Below are 16,519 nucleotides of genomic sequence, written 5' to 3' on the forward strand. Positions count from 1 at the left end.
GCAGCCAGGGATGGTGGTGCTGCATGGCAATCACCTGGAGTCGCTGCGCACGCTGGCGGTGGAGTGGATGCGCCGCGCGCCGCTCGGTCCGCTGGAGAACGAGACCATCCTGGTGCAGAGCAACGGCATGGCGCAGTGGCTGCGGCATGCCCTGGCCGCGTCGCCGGATGCCGACCCGCCGGGCTGCGGGATCGCGGCGGCGCTGGACATGCAGTTGCCGTCGCGCTTCGTGTGGTCGGCGTATCGCGCGGTCCTCGGGGCCGAGGCCGTTCCGCTGGAATCGCCCTACGCCAAGCGGCCGCTGACCTGGCGGCTGATGCGCCTGCTGCCGGAGTGCCTGGCGCAGGAGGCCTTTGCACCGCTGCGCCAGTTCCTGCAGGACGACGATCCGGGGCAGGGGGGCGACCTGCGCAAGCGTTTCCAGCTGGCCGAGCGCCTGGCGGACCTGTTCGATCAATACCAGGTGTACCGCGCTGACTGGCTGACCGACTGGGCGGCCGGACGCGACATCTTGCGCGACGCCCGCGGGCAGGAGCGCGAGCTGGCCCCAGGGCAGCGCTGGCAGGCCGAGCTGTGGCGCCTGCTGCAGGCGGATATCGGTGTGGCGCGGGAGGCGGTCAGTCGCTCGGCCGTGCATGCCCGCTACATGGCTGCAGTGCGCGCGCTGGAGCAGCGCCCGGCGCGCCTGCCCCGGCGGATCATTGTGTTCGGCATCTCTTCGCTGCCGGGGCAGATCCTGGAGGCGCTGGAGGGCCTGGCGCGGTTCTGCCAGGTGCTGGTCTGCGTGCACAACCCCTGCGAGCACTATTGGGCCGACATCGTGGCCGACAAGGACCTGCTGCGCGCCACGCGCCGGCGCCAGGCGCGCAAGGCAGGCATGCCCGAGGCCCTCGACGAGGCGGAGCTGCACAACCACGCCCACCCGCTGCTGGCGGCCTGGGGCAAGCAGGGACGTGACTACATCGGGCTGCTGGACGAGCACGACGATCCCGAACACTACGGCCGGGTGCTGCGCACGCTGGACTGGGAGCGCGTGGACGTCTTCGAGCCACACGGCACGCGCGGGCCGGAGGACTGCCTGCTGCACCAGCTGCAGGAGGACATCCGCGAGCTGCGCCCACTCGCCGAGACCCGGGAGACCTGGCCCGCGGTCCCGGCGGAGGACCATTCCATCCAGTTCCACGTGGCGCACAGCCCGCTGCGCGAGGTGGAGCTGCTGCACGACCGGCTGCTGGATCACTTCGAGCGCGACTCGTCGCTGCGCCCGCGCGACGTGATCGTGATGGTCCCGGACATCGATCAGTACGCCCCGCACATCGAGGCCGTGTTCGGTCAGCCGGAGACCGATGATCCCCGCTTTATCCCGTACACGCTGTCGGACCAGGGGCCGCGCGGCCGCGATCCGGTCCTGATCGCGCTGGAGCAGTTGTTGTCACTGCCGGAGAGCCGGATGGGCGTCAGCGAGCTGCTGGACCTGCTGGACGTGCCGGCGGTGCGCCGGCGCTTTGGCATCGCGGAGGAGGACCTGGGCCAGCTGCACCGCTGGGCCGAGGGGTCGGGCGTGCGCTGGGGGCTGGATGCCGCGCAGCGCGCCGGGTTGGGCCTGCCCGTGGGGCTGGAGCAGAACACCTGGCGCTTCGGCCTGCGGCGGATGCTGCTGGGCTATGCGCTGGGCGACCAGGGTCCGTGGCAGGGCCTGGAGCCCTACGACGAGATCGGCGGGCTGAGTGCCGCGCTGCTGGGGCCGATGGACGCCCTGATCACCGCCCTGGAGGATGCCTGGGCGTGGCTGCGCCAGGCGCATGCGCCGGCAGACTGGGCCGTGCATCTGGGCGGGCTCCTGGAGCAATTCTTCGCGGCCGAGACCGATGCCGAGCTGTTCACCCTGGAGCAGCTGGGCGAGGCCCTGGATCAATGGCGCGAGGACTGCGCGGCGGCCGGACTGGAAGAGGCGCTGCCGCTGGCGGTGGTGCGCGAGCAGTGGCTTGCCAGCCAGGACGATTCCGGGGTGGGCCAGCGCTTCCTCGCCGGGCAGGTGAACTTCTGCACGTTGATGCCGATGCGGGCGATCCCGTTCCAGGTGGTCTGTCTGCTGGGGATGAACGACGGCGACTACCCGCGCAGCCCGACGCCGGTGGACTTCGACCTGATGGCGAACGACTACCGCCCGGGCGATCGCTCGCGCCGCGAGGACGACCGCTACCTGTTCCTGGAGGCGCTGCTCTCCGCGCGGCGCCAGCTGCATGTGAGCTGGGTGGGGCGGCATGTGCGCGACAACGAGCCGCGCCCGCCGTCGGTGCTGGTGGGCCAGCTGCGTGATCACCTGGCGGCGGGCTGGGGGCTGGCCGGGTCCGACGGGCCGGAGGCCGGCCCGGCCCTGGTGGACCACCTGACCACCTGGCACCCGCTGCAGCCGTTCTCCCCGGTGAATTTCCCGGTGGCGGACGCCGCCGACGATCGGCACTTTACCTACGCGCGGGAGTGGGAGGCGGTGCACGATCCGGCGCCGGCCGCTGCGGCCGCTGCGGCGGATGCCGCTGGTGGCGCCCCCGCGGCCGTGCCGTTGCTGGAGGTCGAACGCGAGCCGCGCGCCCTGGGGCCGGAGGCACTGACGCGCTTTCTGCGCTTCCCGGTGGAGGCCTTCTTCCGCCATCGTCTGGGGGTGTTCTTCGACGAGGAGGAAGAGGCCGGCGACGACCTGGAACCCTTTGGCCTGGCCGGGCTGGAGCAGTGGCAGGTGCGTCAGCAATTGGTCGCAGCGGCACTCGAGACCACCGACGACGCGGAGGCCTGGCCGAGCATCCTGGAGGCGGAGTCGGCCCGGCTGCAGCGCGCGGGCCGGCTGCCGCTGGGTGCGGCAGGCGCGCTGGAGCGCGGCGCGATGGTGGAGGAGGCCGCGCGGCTGCTGGAGCGGATCGGCGAGCGCTATGCGCTGTACCCCGAGTCGTTGCCGGCCGCGCGCCCCCTGCGTCTGGAACACGAGCACTGGGGCCTGGAGGCCGTGCCACCCGCCCTGCGCAGCGACGGGCAGGCGCGGGTATGCCTCGACTACACCGCGAGCCGCATTGGTGATGGCAAGAAGTGGCGCTTCGACAAGCTGATGGCGCCCTGGGTGATGCATCTGCTGGCCAACGCCGGGGCAGGCGGCGTGGGCTCCGAACTGGTTGGACTGGACAAGCGCCTGGAGCTCCCGGGGCTGGAGCCGGGGCTGGCCGAGGAGTTGCTGGGGACGCTGCTGGAGGCCTGGGCGGCCGGCCAGGAGCGGCCGCTGCCGCTGGCCTGCGCCGCCGCCTTTGCCTGGCTCGCGGCGGAGGAGGGGTCGAAGGATCCGTATGACGAGGCGCTGAAGACCCTGGCCGGGAATGACTTCGCCGCCGGCGAATGGTCGCGCAGCCCGGCGCTGGCGCGTGCCTGGCCCGACCCCGAGACCCTGCTGGACGATCCGGACTTTGCCTTCTGGCGCGACCGGATTTATCGACCGGTGTTTTTCGTGGTGAATCAGGCGGAGGACCCTGCATGAGCGCGACCGCCCACAAGCTGGATCTGCTGGGGCTGCCCCTGCACGGCAGCCGCCTGATCGAGGCGAGTGCCGGCACCGGCAAGACTTACACCATCGCCGCGCTGTACCTGCGCCTGGTGCTGGGGCACGGCGAGCTGCCCGAGGGCATTGACGCCTTGACGCCGCCGCAGATCCTGGTGATGACCTTTACCGACGCGGCGACCCAGGAGTTGCGCGAACGCATCCGCGACGCGCTGGCGATCGCCGCGCGCGTGTTCCGCGCGCAGGACCCGGATGCGGTGCCGGGCGTGCAGGACATCCACCTGCAGTTGCGCGGCGAATACGCCGAGGCGGAACGCCCGGGTGCGGCGCGCCGGCTGGAGCTGGCGGCGGAGTGGATGGACGAGGCCGCGGTGTCCACCATTCATGGCTGGTGCTACCGCATGCTGCGCGAGCATGCCTTCGACAGCGGGAGCCTGTTCACCCAGGACCTGGCGAGCGACCAGCAGGAGTTGCTGGCGGACGCGGCGCGCGACTACTGGCGCCGTTTTGTCTATCCGCAACCGGCGGCGCCACTCGCGCTGCTGCGCAACGCCTTCGGTGCTGATCCCGACACGTTGCTGCAGAAGATCCGGCCGCTGGTCGGGCATCTCCCGGCCCACACGGCGGATGTGGAGCTGGAGACGCCGGAAGGCTTGGCAGCTGCATTGGGCGATCGGCTGGCGCGGCTGGAGGCCATGAAGCGGCCCTGGCGCGAGGACTTTGCGGCGGTGGCCGAGCAGTTCGAGACGCTGCGCAACTCGGTGCTGAACAAGCAGAAGTACAGCAACCCGGAGAAGTTGCTGGGGGCGATGCGCGAGTGGGCGGCGGACCCCGGCGCACTGCGGCCAGGCGGGGTCTCCGGCGACTCGCCCCTGGAGCGTTTCAGCGCGGCCGGGATGCAGGCCCGGCTGAAGGCCGGGCAGGCGCTGCCGGACGATCTGCATCCGGCCTTCGCGGGGCTGGACGATCATGCCGAGGTCTGCGTGGATGACCGCGAGCGCCTGTTGCAGGCGGCCGCGCGGCAGGTGGACGCGCGGTTCCGTCAAGCGCAGCGGCAGCGCGCGCAGATGGGTTTCAATGACCTGCTGACCCGGCTGCGCGATGCCCTGGACGGACCCGGCGGCGAGCACCTGGCGGCGACCCTGCGCGCCCAGTTCCCGGTGGCGCTGGTCGACGAGTTCCAGGATACCGACCCGGTGCAGTACCGCATTTTCCACCGCGTCTACCGCATCGACGAGAACCCGCGCGATCAGGGCGTGCTGCTGATCGGCGATCCCAAGCAGTCGATCTATCGCTTTCGCGGAGCGGATATCCATACCTATCTCGCCGCGCGCGCGGCCACCGCCGGGCGGCATTACACGCTGGAACGAAACTTTCGGTCGACCGATGCCCTGGTGCAGGGCGTGAACCGGCTGTTCCAGCATGCCGAGGGCTGGCAGGACGGGGCCTTCCTGTTCCGCTCGGGAACGGAGAACCCCTTGCCGTTTCTGCCGGTGGACGCGAACGGGCGTGCGGAGGCCTTCGAGAACGATGGACAGGCGATGCCGGCCGTCACGCTGTGGTGCTTTGATCCGGGCGAGCCGGTGCCCAAGGGCGCCTATCGCGAGCGCATGGCGCAGGCCTGCGCCAGCTACATGGTGGAACTGCTCAACGGCGGGATGGCCGGTCGTTGTGGCTTCCGCAAAGGTGAGGAATTGACCGGGGTACGGCCACGCGACATGGCGGTGCTGGTGCGCGGGCGTGGCGAGGCGGATGCGATCCGTGCCGAGCTGCGCCGGCGGGGTGTGCGCAGTGTGTACCTGTCGGATCGCGAGTCGGTGTATGCGACCGCCGAGGCCGGGGACCTGCTGCGCTGGCTGCGCGCCTGCGCCGAGCCGACCAGCGAGCGCCTGCTGCGCGCGGCGCTGGCGACCACGACGCTGGGGCAGTCGCTCGTCGAGCTGCACCGGCTGACGGTGGACGAGCTGGCGTGGGAGGTACGCGTCGAGCAGTTTCGCGACTATCGGCGGCTGTGGCAGACGCGCGGCGTACTGCCGATGCTGCGTCGGCTGTTGCACGACTTCGAGGTCCCGCGCCGGCTGCGGGCCACGGCCGAGGGCGAGCGTGCCCTGACCAACCTGCTGCATCTGAGCGAGCTGCTGCAGCAGGCGGCCGCCGAGCTGGACGGCGAACAGGCCCTGATCCGGCACCTGACGGAGCATCGCGGCGGCGAAGGCGAGACCGGGGAGGAGCAGGTCCTGCGCCTGGAGAGTGACGAAGACCTAGTCAAGGTGGTCACCCTGCACAAGTCGAAGGGGTTGGAGTATCCGCTGGTGTTCCTGCCGTTCGTCTGCAATTTCCGTCAGACGGATACGGCCAAGGATGTGCCCTACCGCGACCATCCGCCGCAGGGTGGGGCGCGCTGGGTATTCCGCATGGACGGCGAGGTGTTCGAGCGCGCCGAGCGCGAGCGCCTGGCCGAGGATCTGCGCCTGTTGTATGTCGGCATGACCCGCGCGCGGCATGCCTGCTGGCTGGGGATTGCGCCGATCGTCTCCGGAAACAGCAAGACCAATCACTTCGACCGCACGGCGGCCGGATACCTGCTGGCCGGACCCGCGGGGGTGCAGGACGGCGGGTTGGAGGCCGCGCTGCGGGATGCAGCCGGCGACGCATCGGCGATTCATGTGGGGGCGCTGCCGGAGGCGAGCGCGGTGGCCGCGCAGATGGGCAGTGCCACGACCGCGACGGGGCCGGCCCGGGTGCCGCCGACGCGCCGCTTCGAGCGCTGGTGGGTGGCCAGCTACAGTGCGATTGCCGCGCATGGCGAGGGGGTCGCGCCGGTGGCCCCCGACTCGGCGCGCGAGGACGTGCTGCGCGAGGGGGTGGCGGATGCGAGTCGGCCGCCGCTGGAGGCGCCGGAGCCCGAGTCGCGCGCGGCCAGTGGGCTGCATGCCTTCCCGCGCGGGCCCGGGCCCGGCACCTTCCTCCACGGGCTGCTGGAGTGGGCGGCGGAGCAGGGGCTCGCTGCGCAGGCGGCAGATCCCGAACGGATGGCGCAGGAGATCGCGACACGCTGCGAGCGGCGGGGCTGGGGCGAGTGGTCGGAGACGGTCGCGGACTGGATGCAGCAGTTGCTTGCGGTCGCCTTCCCGCTGGAGGACGGCGAACATTTCAGTCTGGGCGGCCTGACCACCTATCAGCCGGAGCTGGAGTTCCTGTATCCGACGCGCAACCTGCAGGCGGGCGAGCTGGATCAGGCGGTCCGCGCGCAGATCCTGCCCGGACAACCGCGCCCGCCGCTGGGGAACGTGACCCTGAATGGGATGCTGAAGGGATTCGTCGATCTGGTCTTCGAGCGCGGCGGGCGCTATTACGTGGCGGACTACAAGTCCAACTGGCTGGGGACTTCGGCGCAGTCCTACACCCCGGAACGCCTGCAGGCGGCGGTGCTGGAACACCGCTACGACCTGCAGCTGGTGCTCTACACCCTGGCACTGCATCGCCAGCTGGCCGCGCGCCTGCCGGGCTACGACTATGACCAGCACATGGGCGGCGGGGTGTACCTGTTCCTGCGTGGCGTGGATGCGCCGGGGCACGGGGTGTTCCACCACTGTCCGCCGCGCGCGCTGATTGAATGGCTGGATCACCGCATGGCGGCCGGCCCGAACCGGGAGGCGACGGCATGAGCGCGGTGATGACAACGGGCACCTTGGCCTCGGCGGAGGCCGTGCTCGAGCTATTGCGCGAGTGGGAGGAGGCCGGCTGGCTGCGCAGCGTGGACCGGGCGCTGGTGCGCTTCCTGCACGAGCAGGCCCCGGCGGCGTCGCCGCTGGCCCTGCTGCTGGCGGCGCTGGCCAGCCATCAGGTCGGGCGCGGCCATGTGTGCCTGGAACTGGACGCATTGCTGCAGGCCCCCGACGCCACGCTGGCCCTGCCGCCGGAGGGCGAGCCGGGATCAAAGCCGCCGCCGCGACCCTCGTCGGTACTGCAGGGGGTATCCGTTGCGCAGGTTGCGGCGGCCCTGCAGGACAGTGGCCTGGCCGGACCGGGCGAATTGGGTGGAACGCCGCTGGTGTACACCGGGGGGCAGGTCTATCTGCGCCGCTACTGGGAGAGCGAGCGCCGCATCGGCCAGGCCATCCGCGCGCGCCTGGCTGACCGCGAGGCCTGGCAAGGTGCGCTGGACGAGCAGGCGTCGCGGGACTGGCTGGACCATCTGTTCGGACCGCCGGCGGAGGCTGCCACCGATCCGGACTGGCAACGCCTGGCCTGTGCCCTGGCGGCCGGTTCCGGCTTCAGTGTGATTACCGGCGGGCCGGGGACCGGCAAGACCACCACCGTGCTGCGACTGCTCGCGTTGTTGCAGGGGTTGCAGGGTCCGGACGACCCGCTGCGCATCCGCCTGGCGGCGCCGACCGGCAAGGCGGCGGCGCGCCTGAATGCCTCGGTCAGCGGGGCGCTGGATCGCCTGGGGCTGGACCAGCTGCCCGATGGCGATGCGCTGCGCCGGAACCTGCCCGCGGAGGTGGTGACGGTGCACCGTCTGCTTGGGGCGCGCCCGGACACCCGGCATTTCCGCCACGGGGCGCGCAACCCGCTGGCGGTGGACGTGCTGGTGGTGGACGAGGCCTCGATGATCGACTTGGAGCTGATGGCGAGCCTGGTCGAGGCCGTGCCCCGCACCGCGCGCTTGATCCTGCTGGGGGATCGCGATCAGCTCGCCTCGGTGGAGGCCGGCGCGGTGCTGGGCGAGCTGTGCCATCGCGCCGGGGGCGGGCACTACACGCCGTCGACCGCGCACTGGCTGGAGGCCGTGACCGGGATGGCCGTACCGGCGGCCATGCAGGATGCGGCCGGTCAGGCGCTGGACCAGCACATCGTGATGCTGCGGGAGAGTCATCGCTTCGGCGCGGACAGCGGGATCGGGCGGTTGGCCGCGGCGGTGAACACGGGCGAGGCATTGAATGGGCCGGACGGGGACGATGCCGTCCGGCAAAAGGTACTCGCGGGGCCCGAGGACCCGGTACTGGTGACGCTCGCGGTGGACGGGCGCGCGGACACGCCGGAGGGCGAGGCGGTGGGTTATGCGGGCTATCTCGAGGGCCTGCGGGCGGCGCGGCCGGCCCCGGCGGCCCCGCGCGCGGCCTGGGAGGACTGGGCGCGCGACGTGCTGGCGGCCCACGGGCGGTTCCAGCTCCTGTGCGCGGTGCGCCGCGGCCCGTGGGGGCTGGAGACGCTGAACCGGCGCGTCGCCGCGGCCTTGCAGGCGCGCGGCCTGCTCGCGGGGGACGCGGGACGGATGGACGGGCCGGGGGCCGGCGGACAATGGGTCGAGGGGCGCCCGGTGATCGTCACGCGCAATGACTACGCGCTGGGGCTGATCAACGGCGATATCGGGATCGCCTTGGCCGTCCCGGCCTGGCTGGCGCGGGGTGAGCCGGAGGCGGACTCGGATGCCACCAAGGGCGAAGACTCGGTGCTGCGGGTGGCGTTCCTGGCCGCCGGGGACGGCGGTCGCGTGCGCTGGGTGTTGCCCAACCGCCTGGAGGCCATCGAGACCGCATTTGCCCTGACGGTGCACAAGGCCCAGGGGTCGGAGTTCGAGCATGTGGCCCTGGTGCTGCCGGACGCGGACAGCCCGATCCTGACCCGCGAGCTGGCCTACACCGCCATCACCCGCGCCAGCCGCTGGTTCAGCCTGCTGGAGCCACGCGCGGGCACGCTGGTTGCGGCCAGCCAGCACCAGATCCGCCGCAGTGGCGGCCTGCGGCGGTGGCTGGGGGACGCGTCGTAGAGCGTCGCAGGGTGCGTTGAGCATCGCGAAACGCACCGTTCACGGGACAACACGCGCCCTCTTGATGCGATTCGCTGCGCTCATCGGCATCCTACGTCCGTTGCCCGTGTCCGGGGTTGGCAGCATCACTTCGCCCATCGTCCGCTGTCCAGGTCCGGCTTTGGCGGGGGCTTCGCGGGCGAGCCCGCTCCTGCAGGGGTTTGGTTCCTGCGATGTCCAGCCTTGCCCCAGGATCGTCATCCCGGAAACCGCGTGGCGGTTATCCGGGATCTCCTGCGGTAGGGCCTCTACACCCGTCGGAGATCCCGGCTCTTCGCTGCGCTGCGGCCGGGATGACGGGGTGGCCGGGCCGCATTGCAGGGCTCCTGATGTTGGCGGGGGCTTCGCCTGCAAGCAGGCTCCCACAGAGGGTGGTGCGGCTGGCGGCTCGGGGGGTGTTCAGGTGGTGCGGCTGCCGTAGGTGACGACGGATTCGATGCGTTGGGCGCGTTCTTCGTCGAGGCCGTCGGTCTGGGCGAGGGTGGCGGCGTCGGCGTTGATGATGTCGCGCACGCTGCCGATGTCGCGCAGGAGGTCGCGGGCCTGGTCGGCCTCGACGCCGGGCAGGCCGCTGACGATGAATTCGGCGGCTTTGCGCCGGGTGTCGGGCTTGGTCGGGCGGTCGGACGGGTCCGGCTCGATCTGTGCGTTCAGCCCCAGAAGGTAGATCAGCATGCCGCTGTTGTCGGCATCGGAGCTGGGCAGGACGCTGATGCCGAGGGCGATCGTCAGGTGGGCCAGGGCGCGGTGGATGTCCAGCGCCTGCTGATGGAAACGGGGCTCGTAGAGGTCCCCCTCCACGATGTAGACGACCTGCTGGTAGTTGGCCTTCAGCTTGGCGGCGTTTTCCCACAGACTCTTGTCGACGACGCTGAGAACCATATCGGTGGCGGATTTGCGTTCGACCACGACGCCGTTGGGTAGCAGGTAGTCGCCGACGTCGAGGTCGGTGAATTCCAGCTCCACTCCCTCCAGGCGTTCGATGCGCTGGATGATCTTGCCCTGTTCGCGGCGGTCTGCACGGATCGGCAGGTGAACGTTTTCCATGGGGGCTCCGGTTGGTTGACTGCGTGCGGATGTATTCGTGTCACCTTAGGCCGACCCGCGAGGTGCTCCAAATGGCCGGATGCCGGGCGGGGCGAGCGCGGTGTGTGCGGGCGGGCGTGCGCGCGTGTCGCACATGGCCTACAGTCGGGGGGCGTGTTCGGCGGATGGCATTCGCGGGCATGCATGGAGAAAACAAAAAATAGAAAGGATGGAGTGCATATGTCGATTCAGATAGCAGTGGTGGGACTGGGCCGGGTGGGCGGCCGCTTCCTCGAGATGTTGCTGGAGTCCGGTCTGCCCGGAATGACGATCTGCGCGGCCTCGGAGCAGGGCGAGACCGAGGGGCGCCGGCTGGCCGAGGCGAAGGGGATCCCGCTGGAGTCGGTTGCGGATCTCGTGGCACGCGGGGATCAGGTCGATGTGATCTTTGATCTGACCGGGCAGCCGCAGGTCCGCCAGGAGCTGCGCGAGGGGATGCAGAACAGCGGGAACCGCCATACCGTGGTGGCGCCCGAGGTGATGGCGCACCTGACGTGGTCGATGCTGACCCGCGAGGCCCCGCCGGACGTGCACGGCAGTACCGGGTACTGATCCAGCGCCGCGTCGCCGGTTTCGACGGCGGCGCGAACGGCTGGATTCGGACACGAAAAGGCCGCCTTCGGGCGGCCTTTTCGTGTCTGGCTGGCGCGCAGACGTTGGAGGCCAGGCGGAGCGATGCACAAAATGATCGCCTGCTGGCTCCAGCTGATGGGGGTGCCCTTCCCCCTGGTGTCATTAAGGCCGTGGCGCAGCGCCGGGATTTTGGGTGTGGGAGATCCCGGATCACCGCTTCGCGGTGTCCGGGATGACGAGGTGGGTTGCACGGTGTCCGGGATGACGGTGTGGGTTGCGCGGTGTTCGGGCTGGTGGGCGGTGTTCGTGATGACCGGGTGGGTTGCGCGGCGTCGTGGGCGGTAGAAGGTGCCCGCAGGGCCGGTCGCTGGAGGGGTGTCAGCTGGTTCCGGTGGCGCGTGCTCCGGTCTGGACGGGGCAGGGCTCGAGCGGTTCAGGGAGGTGCAGGCCAAAGCCCTGTGCGTAGTCGATGCCGATTACGCGCAGGGGTACGAGCAGGTCCTTGTGGGAGACGCATTCGGCAACGGTACGGATACCCATGACCTGGCCGATCCGGTGGATGCTCTCCACCATGGCACGGCTGACCGGGTCGTCGTTCAGGTCGCGGACGAAGCTGCCGTCGATCTTGAGGTAATCGACGCGCAGGGTCTTGAGATAGCCGAACGATGCCATGCCAGTGCCGAAGTCGTCCAGGGAGAAGCAGCAGCCCATCGCGCTGAGGGTGCTGATGAAGCGGCTGGCCTGGTTGAGATTGGCGATGGCGGCGGTTTCGGTGATCTCGAAACAGAGCCGGTTCGGGGCCACGCCGCTGGATTCGATGCGTTCCACGATGTAGTCCAGCATGCCGCGTTCGCAGAGCGACTGTCCGGAGAGGTTGATCGCGAAGTGACCTTGGTCTTTGGAGCTGCGGGCGACGATCTGAAGCACCCGGTCGATTACCCAGCGGTCGATGGTCCCCATCAGCCCGTAGCGCTCAGCGGCCGGGATAAAGGTGTTGGGCGGCACGATCGTGCCGTCGGGGTCCACCATGCGCAGTAGCACTTCGGTGTGGCGCGGTCCGCTGCTGGATACCGGCTCGATGTGTTGCCCGTAGAGCCAGAGGTGCCCGTTCTGCAGTGCCTGGTTGATGCGTTGCAGGCAGTCCATCTGACCCTGGTGCCGGCACAGGGCCGCATCGTCGGGGCGCGAGACATGGATCCGGTTGCGTCCGCGCTCCTTGGCCAGGTAGCAGGCGGCATCGGCCTCGCTCATGAACTGGGCCGGGTCGCTGTGATGACCGCTCACGGGGACGACACCGATGCTGATGCCGATCCGGAAGAGCCGGCCCTGCCAGTCGAAGCGGAACTGCTCGATGGCTCGGCGCAGGTTCTCCGCGATCTTCTCTGCCCGTTCCAATGGGCAGCTTTCGAGTAGCACACCAAATTCGTCCCCGCCGAGACGGGCCAGGGTGTCACTTTCCCGCAGCTGCGCCTGCATGTGAGAGGTCAGCTGGCACAGCAGTTCATCCCCGGCGCCATGACCGCAGGTGTCGTTGACCAGTTTGAACTGGTCGAGATCCATGTACAGCAGCGCGTGTTCGCGACCGTCATTGCGCGCGGTGGTGACCAGCTGGCGCAGCCGGCGCTCGAACTCGAGGCGGTTGGCCAGCGACGTCAGGTTGTCGTGGGTGGCCGCCCATGACAGGTCGCGAGCCATTTCACGTGCCTGGGAGACATCACGGAAGACCAGGGCTGCACCTATGATTGCACCGGCGCGGTCGCGGATCGGGGCGGAGACTTCCTCGATGGCGTATTCGTGGCCGTCACGGGAGACGAGGATTGCGCCCTGGTTCAGGCTGCAGGCGGTACCGTCGGGAAGGGACTCGGTCAGTGGGTGCGGGAGTGGCTGCCCGTCGTCTTCCCGGACCGTCCGGAATACATGGTCCAGTCGCTCGCGATGGGCATCGGCATGCGTCCAGCCGGTGAGATGTTCCGCCACTGGATTGAGGTAGTCGATGCGCCCGCCGGTGTCGACGGTGATAACGGCGTCACCGATCGCGTGCAGGGTGACCTGCGCGCGTTCTTTCTCGCGGAACAGGTCGGCCTCGGTATCCCGGCTCCGGCGCAGTACGGCGACCGCGACGACGATCCCGATAAGCAGCGCGGTTCCACCGAGCAGGAACATGATCTGGACGGCCTGCTGGTGCTCTTTTGCAGTTTCCTGCGCTGCGGTCTCGGCGGCCTGCTGCTGCAGATCGAGCAGGGCGGCGAGATTGTCGAGCACCAGGTTCTGCATCGGGATGGCCTGCTCCAGCAGCCATTCCGTGGCGGCGGCGATGTCGTCGTCGAGGATCTGGTCGAGCACCCGCTCCTGTACTTCTACCGCATTGGATGACAGACCGCGGGATCTTTCCAGGAGGGCCAGCTCGCGCCCGGTTAGCGGCATCGCCTCGAGTTCGTTGCGGGCAACCATGAAGTCCGAGGCATGGCCGCGGAACTCGATGATGCCTTCGTCGATATCGAACGGGTCGGTGGTGATCGACAGGCGCAGCAGGGTCACCGAGCGTTCGCGCGCTGCGGTGCGCATGCGGTTCAGTAATTCGGTCTTGATGTTGTGCTCGTGGACGATCACGTCGAGACGTTCGTGGACCTGACCGAGGCGGTTCAGTCCGAGGGCGATCATGACAATCATCAGCAACAGGACGACCGCGAAGCCGCCGGTGATGGCGACGGCGGAGCGGTGGTCGCGCGGATCCTGTGCGGACGGTGGTGCTGTCGAGTCGGTGGATCCCCTGTCGGCCATGTCACCTCCCTGCGATGGCTTTGGGCGATCTGTTGCCGCCTTATTCGAAGCTAGACGCCCGTGGTATCAAACTTAATCCGTGATCGTCGTTAGGGCTACCACAAGAGCGGGGCCGCCTTACGCGCGCGCTACGTGAAGGTGGTCCCTTACCGCGCTGCCCGCCATCGCGCTTGAATGGACCCAGCCCTGGTAGAGGTCGCAGCCGATCATCCGGAGGAAGTCACGTTGCGCCGTGGTTTCGACGCCCTCGGCCACGAGGGTCAGGCCCAGGCTGTGGCCAAGGTGAACGATCGCGCGCAGGATCATTTCGGATTCGGGCTCCTGATCGATGTCGACAATGAAGGAGCGATCGATCTTCAGCTTGTCGATCGGCAGTGACTTCAGGTAGGCGAGCGAGGAATAGCCGGTCCCGAAATCATCCAGCGATACGCGGATGCCCAGCGCCTTCAGTCCGCGGAGCTGATCGCGGGTCAGTGCGACGTCCGCCATGGCCACGGTCTCGGTGACCTCGATCTCGAGGCGCTCGGGCGGGGCGCCCGTGGCTTCGAGGATCGCGCCGAGGCGCTGGACGAGGTCGTGTTGGCGGAACTGCATCGCGGAGACGTTGATGGCGACCCGGAGCTCGAGACCCGCACGGGACCACTGGGCGAGCTGCTCGCAGGCCTCGGAGATGACCCACTCGCCCAGTGGCAGGATCAGGCCGGTGGCCTCGGCGCTGGTGATAAAACGGGTCGGGGCAACGGGACCAAGCTCGCTGTCGGTCCAGCGGGCCAGAGCCTCGACGCCGATGACGCGATTCGACGCCACGTCCACCAGCGGCTGATAGTGCAACTCGAGGCCGTCGTTCCCGAGCGCCTGCTGGAGGCGTTGTTGCAGGCGTTGCTCTTCGTGCACCTGGGCATCCAGGTGTTGCGAGAAGAAGGCATAGGTGTTGCGTCCGGAGTGCTTGGCCTCGTACATCGCCATGTCGGCGTAGCGGACCAGGCTGCGTTCGTCGCGGGCATCGCGCGGAAACAGGGCGATGCCCAGGCTTCCGGTGGAGGTCAGTCTGCGGGCCTGTTCGGTCTGGAACGGGCTGGTGAAGATGTCGAGGATGCGCTCGGCGATTGCGCCGATGGCCTGTTCGTCTTCGACGTTGGTCAGCAGGATCATGAACTCGTCGCCGCCGAAACGCCCGATGGTCGCCTCCTGGTCCAGGGCGCCCTGAAGTCGGGCGGCCACGGCCTTCAGCAACTGGTCGCCCTCGTGATGGCCGAAGGTGTCATTGACCATCTTGAAGTTGTCGAGATCCAGCAGCATGACGGCGATCGGGTGGCCGTGACGTTCGGCCTGGGCGATCCCCTGCGTCAGGCGGTCGTGCAGGAGCCAGCGGTTGGGTAGTTCGGTCAGGCTGTCGTGGGTGGCCTGGTGCTGGATCCGCGCCTCGCGGCGCTGGCGGTCGGTGATATCGCGGATGAACGCGGTGATGCGGCGGCCTTCGCTGTCGTCGAAAGCATTCAGGCTGATGTCCAGCGGGAACTCGGTGCCGTCGATGCGGCGCCCGCGCAGGTGGGGCACCTGCCCCATGGTGCGGCGGTTGATGGTGTGGGCATGTGCCCGCCGGTGCATGCGGTGGCGTTCGCGCAGGCGTTCGGGGACCAGCCGCTCCACCGGTTGCCCGATCAATTGCTGGCGTGGATAGCCGAACAGGCGTTCGATGTTGCGATTGGCCATCACGATACGGCCGTCCATGTCGGTGACCAGCACGCCGTCGGGGGCCGTCTCCACCAGTTGCTGGTAACGCTGCTCGCGCATCTCGATATCGCGGTGGGCCTGGTGCAGGCGCTGGAGGGGCGAGCGTACGCTTTCCAGGAACAGGCCCTGGTAGATCAGGAGATACGCCGCGAGCTTGTAGATATGGCCGAGTACAAACGGGGTGTCCGTCAGGTCTTCGTAGAACATGAAGAACATCCCGCTGCCGATGCTGATGACCATGGCGGCGGCGACCAGGGGCATGCCCGGACGTTGCAGGAGCTCACGGCGCAGGGCGAGCAGGGCCAGGGTGGCCAGGTGCAGGCCGATCACCAGCGCCTCCAGCCCCATCTTGATGGGCGTGAGCCCGCTGACCGGGTCGAACAGGAGCGGGATGATCTCCGCATGCCAAAGTCCGATCCACGCCAGCAAGGCGACCAGCAGAAGGCTCGCGACCAGGTAGACAAGACGGGGTGGACCGTCGCTTTGCGAGACCATGGGCAGGGCCACGTAGGCGAGCAATGCCGCGGCCGCGACCAGGCGCGCGGCCAGCCAGAACAACAAGGTCTGTTGTGACGAGTTCGGGGTGATGAAATCCGGCATGGCCGGATAGGTCATCAGGTGCAGGAAATCAAGCAACGCGACCGCCAGGAAGGCGCACGCCAGCAGCAGAGAAGCGGCCACGCGGCGGCGGTCGATTACGTGGTAGCCCACCGCGAATACCAGTACGGCCACAACCACCGCGAACAACTCCGCGCCCGTGTGGAAGGCGGTCAGGTGCTCGCGGGGCAGGATCCGCGGCAGCTCCACCCCGAGCATCCAGATCGCCAGCGGTAACAGCAGTAGCGCCAGCAGAACGCCGGAGGCGAGGGCAATATGTTGCCGCAGGTACCGATCGGAACCCGAAATCATCGGGCTCTAAGTGCACACATTGTTGGACAACTCCCCTGGACGCATCCTTATGGGCGGGTCGCGTCGGCCTGACCGTTGCT

Annotated in this window: 7 protein-coding genes; 4 read left to right on the forward strand and 3 right to left on the reverse strand. The window is 69.0% G+C overall.

The window, feature by feature from the left end:
- Positions 1 to 10: 10 nt before the first annotated feature.
- Genes recC through recD form a run of 3 tightly spaced genes read left to right on the forward strand, consistent with a single transcriptional unit; the run spans position 11 to position 9,317 of the window.
- A complete protein-coding gene (recC, locus tag TVD_RS05270; RefSeq protein WP_047251911.1) occupies positions 11 to 3,520 on the forward strand; it encodes an exodeoxyribonuclease V subunit gamma in 3,510 nt (1,169 codons plus the stop codon).
- Complete coding sequence (gene recB, locus TVD_RS05275) at positions 3,517 to 7,209, forward strand: exodeoxyribonuclease V subunit beta (protein ID WP_047250996.1); 3,693 nt, start codon at positions 3,517 to 3,519, stop codon at positions 7,207 to 7,209. Before recC ends, recB begins: the two co-directional genes overlap by 4 nt.
- Positions 7,206 to 9,317 (forward strand): exodeoxyribonuclease V subunit alpha, encoded by a 2,112-nt coding sequence (gene recD, locus TVD_RS05280; RefSeq protein ID WP_047250997.1) that lies wholly within the window; start codon positions 7,206 to 7,208, stop codon positions 9,315 to 9,317. Before recB ends, recD begins: the two co-directional genes overlap by 4 nt.
- Before the next feature lie 438 nt (positions 9,318 to 9,755).
- Here recD and TVD_RS05285 read toward each other — a convergent pair whose 3' ends face one another.
- Entirely contained in the window at positions 9,756 to 10,403 is a 648-nt protein-coding gene (locus TVD_RS05285; protein WP_018937782.1) for an ERCC4 domain-containing protein, read from the reverse strand.
- A gap of 219 nt (positions 10,404 to 10,622) precedes the next feature.
- On the opposite strand from TVD_RS05285, the gene TVD_RS05290 reads away from it, so the two are divergent.
- Positions 10,623 to 10,994: a Rossmann-fold NAD(P)-binding domain-containing protein gene (locus TVD_RS05290; RefSeq protein WP_018169568.1), complete on the forward strand. Its 372-nt coding sequence runs from the start codon at positions 10,623 to 10,625 to the stop codon at positions 10,992 to 10,994.
- A 399-nt stretch (positions 10,995 to 11,393) separates the two neighbouring features.
- Here TVD_RS05290 and TVD_RS05295 read toward each other — a convergent pair whose 3' ends face one another.
- Both TVD_RS05295 and TVD_RS05300 read right to left on the reverse strand, forming a co-directional pair.
- Positions 11,394 to 13,796: an EAL domain-containing protein gene (locus TVD_RS05295; protein ID WP_082119085.1), complete on the reverse strand. Its 2,403-nt coding sequence runs from the start codon at positions 13,794 to 13,796 to the stop codon at positions 11,394 to 11,396.
- A gap of 117 nt (positions 13,797 to 13,913) precedes the next feature.
- A complete protein-coding gene (locus TVD_RS05300; protein WP_047250998.1) occupies positions 13,914 to 16,439 on the reverse strand; it encodes a bifunctional diguanylate cyclase/phosphodiesterase in 2,526 nt (841 codons plus the stop codon).
- Positions 16,440 to 16,519 lie beyond the last annotated feature (80 nt).

It is taken from the genome of Thioalkalivibrio versutus (assembly GCF_001020955.1).
Taxonomy (GTDB): domain Bacteria; phylum Pseudomonadota; class Gammaproteobacteria; order Ectothiorhodospirales; family Ectothiorhodospiraceae; genus Thioalkalivibrio; species Thioalkalivibrio versutus.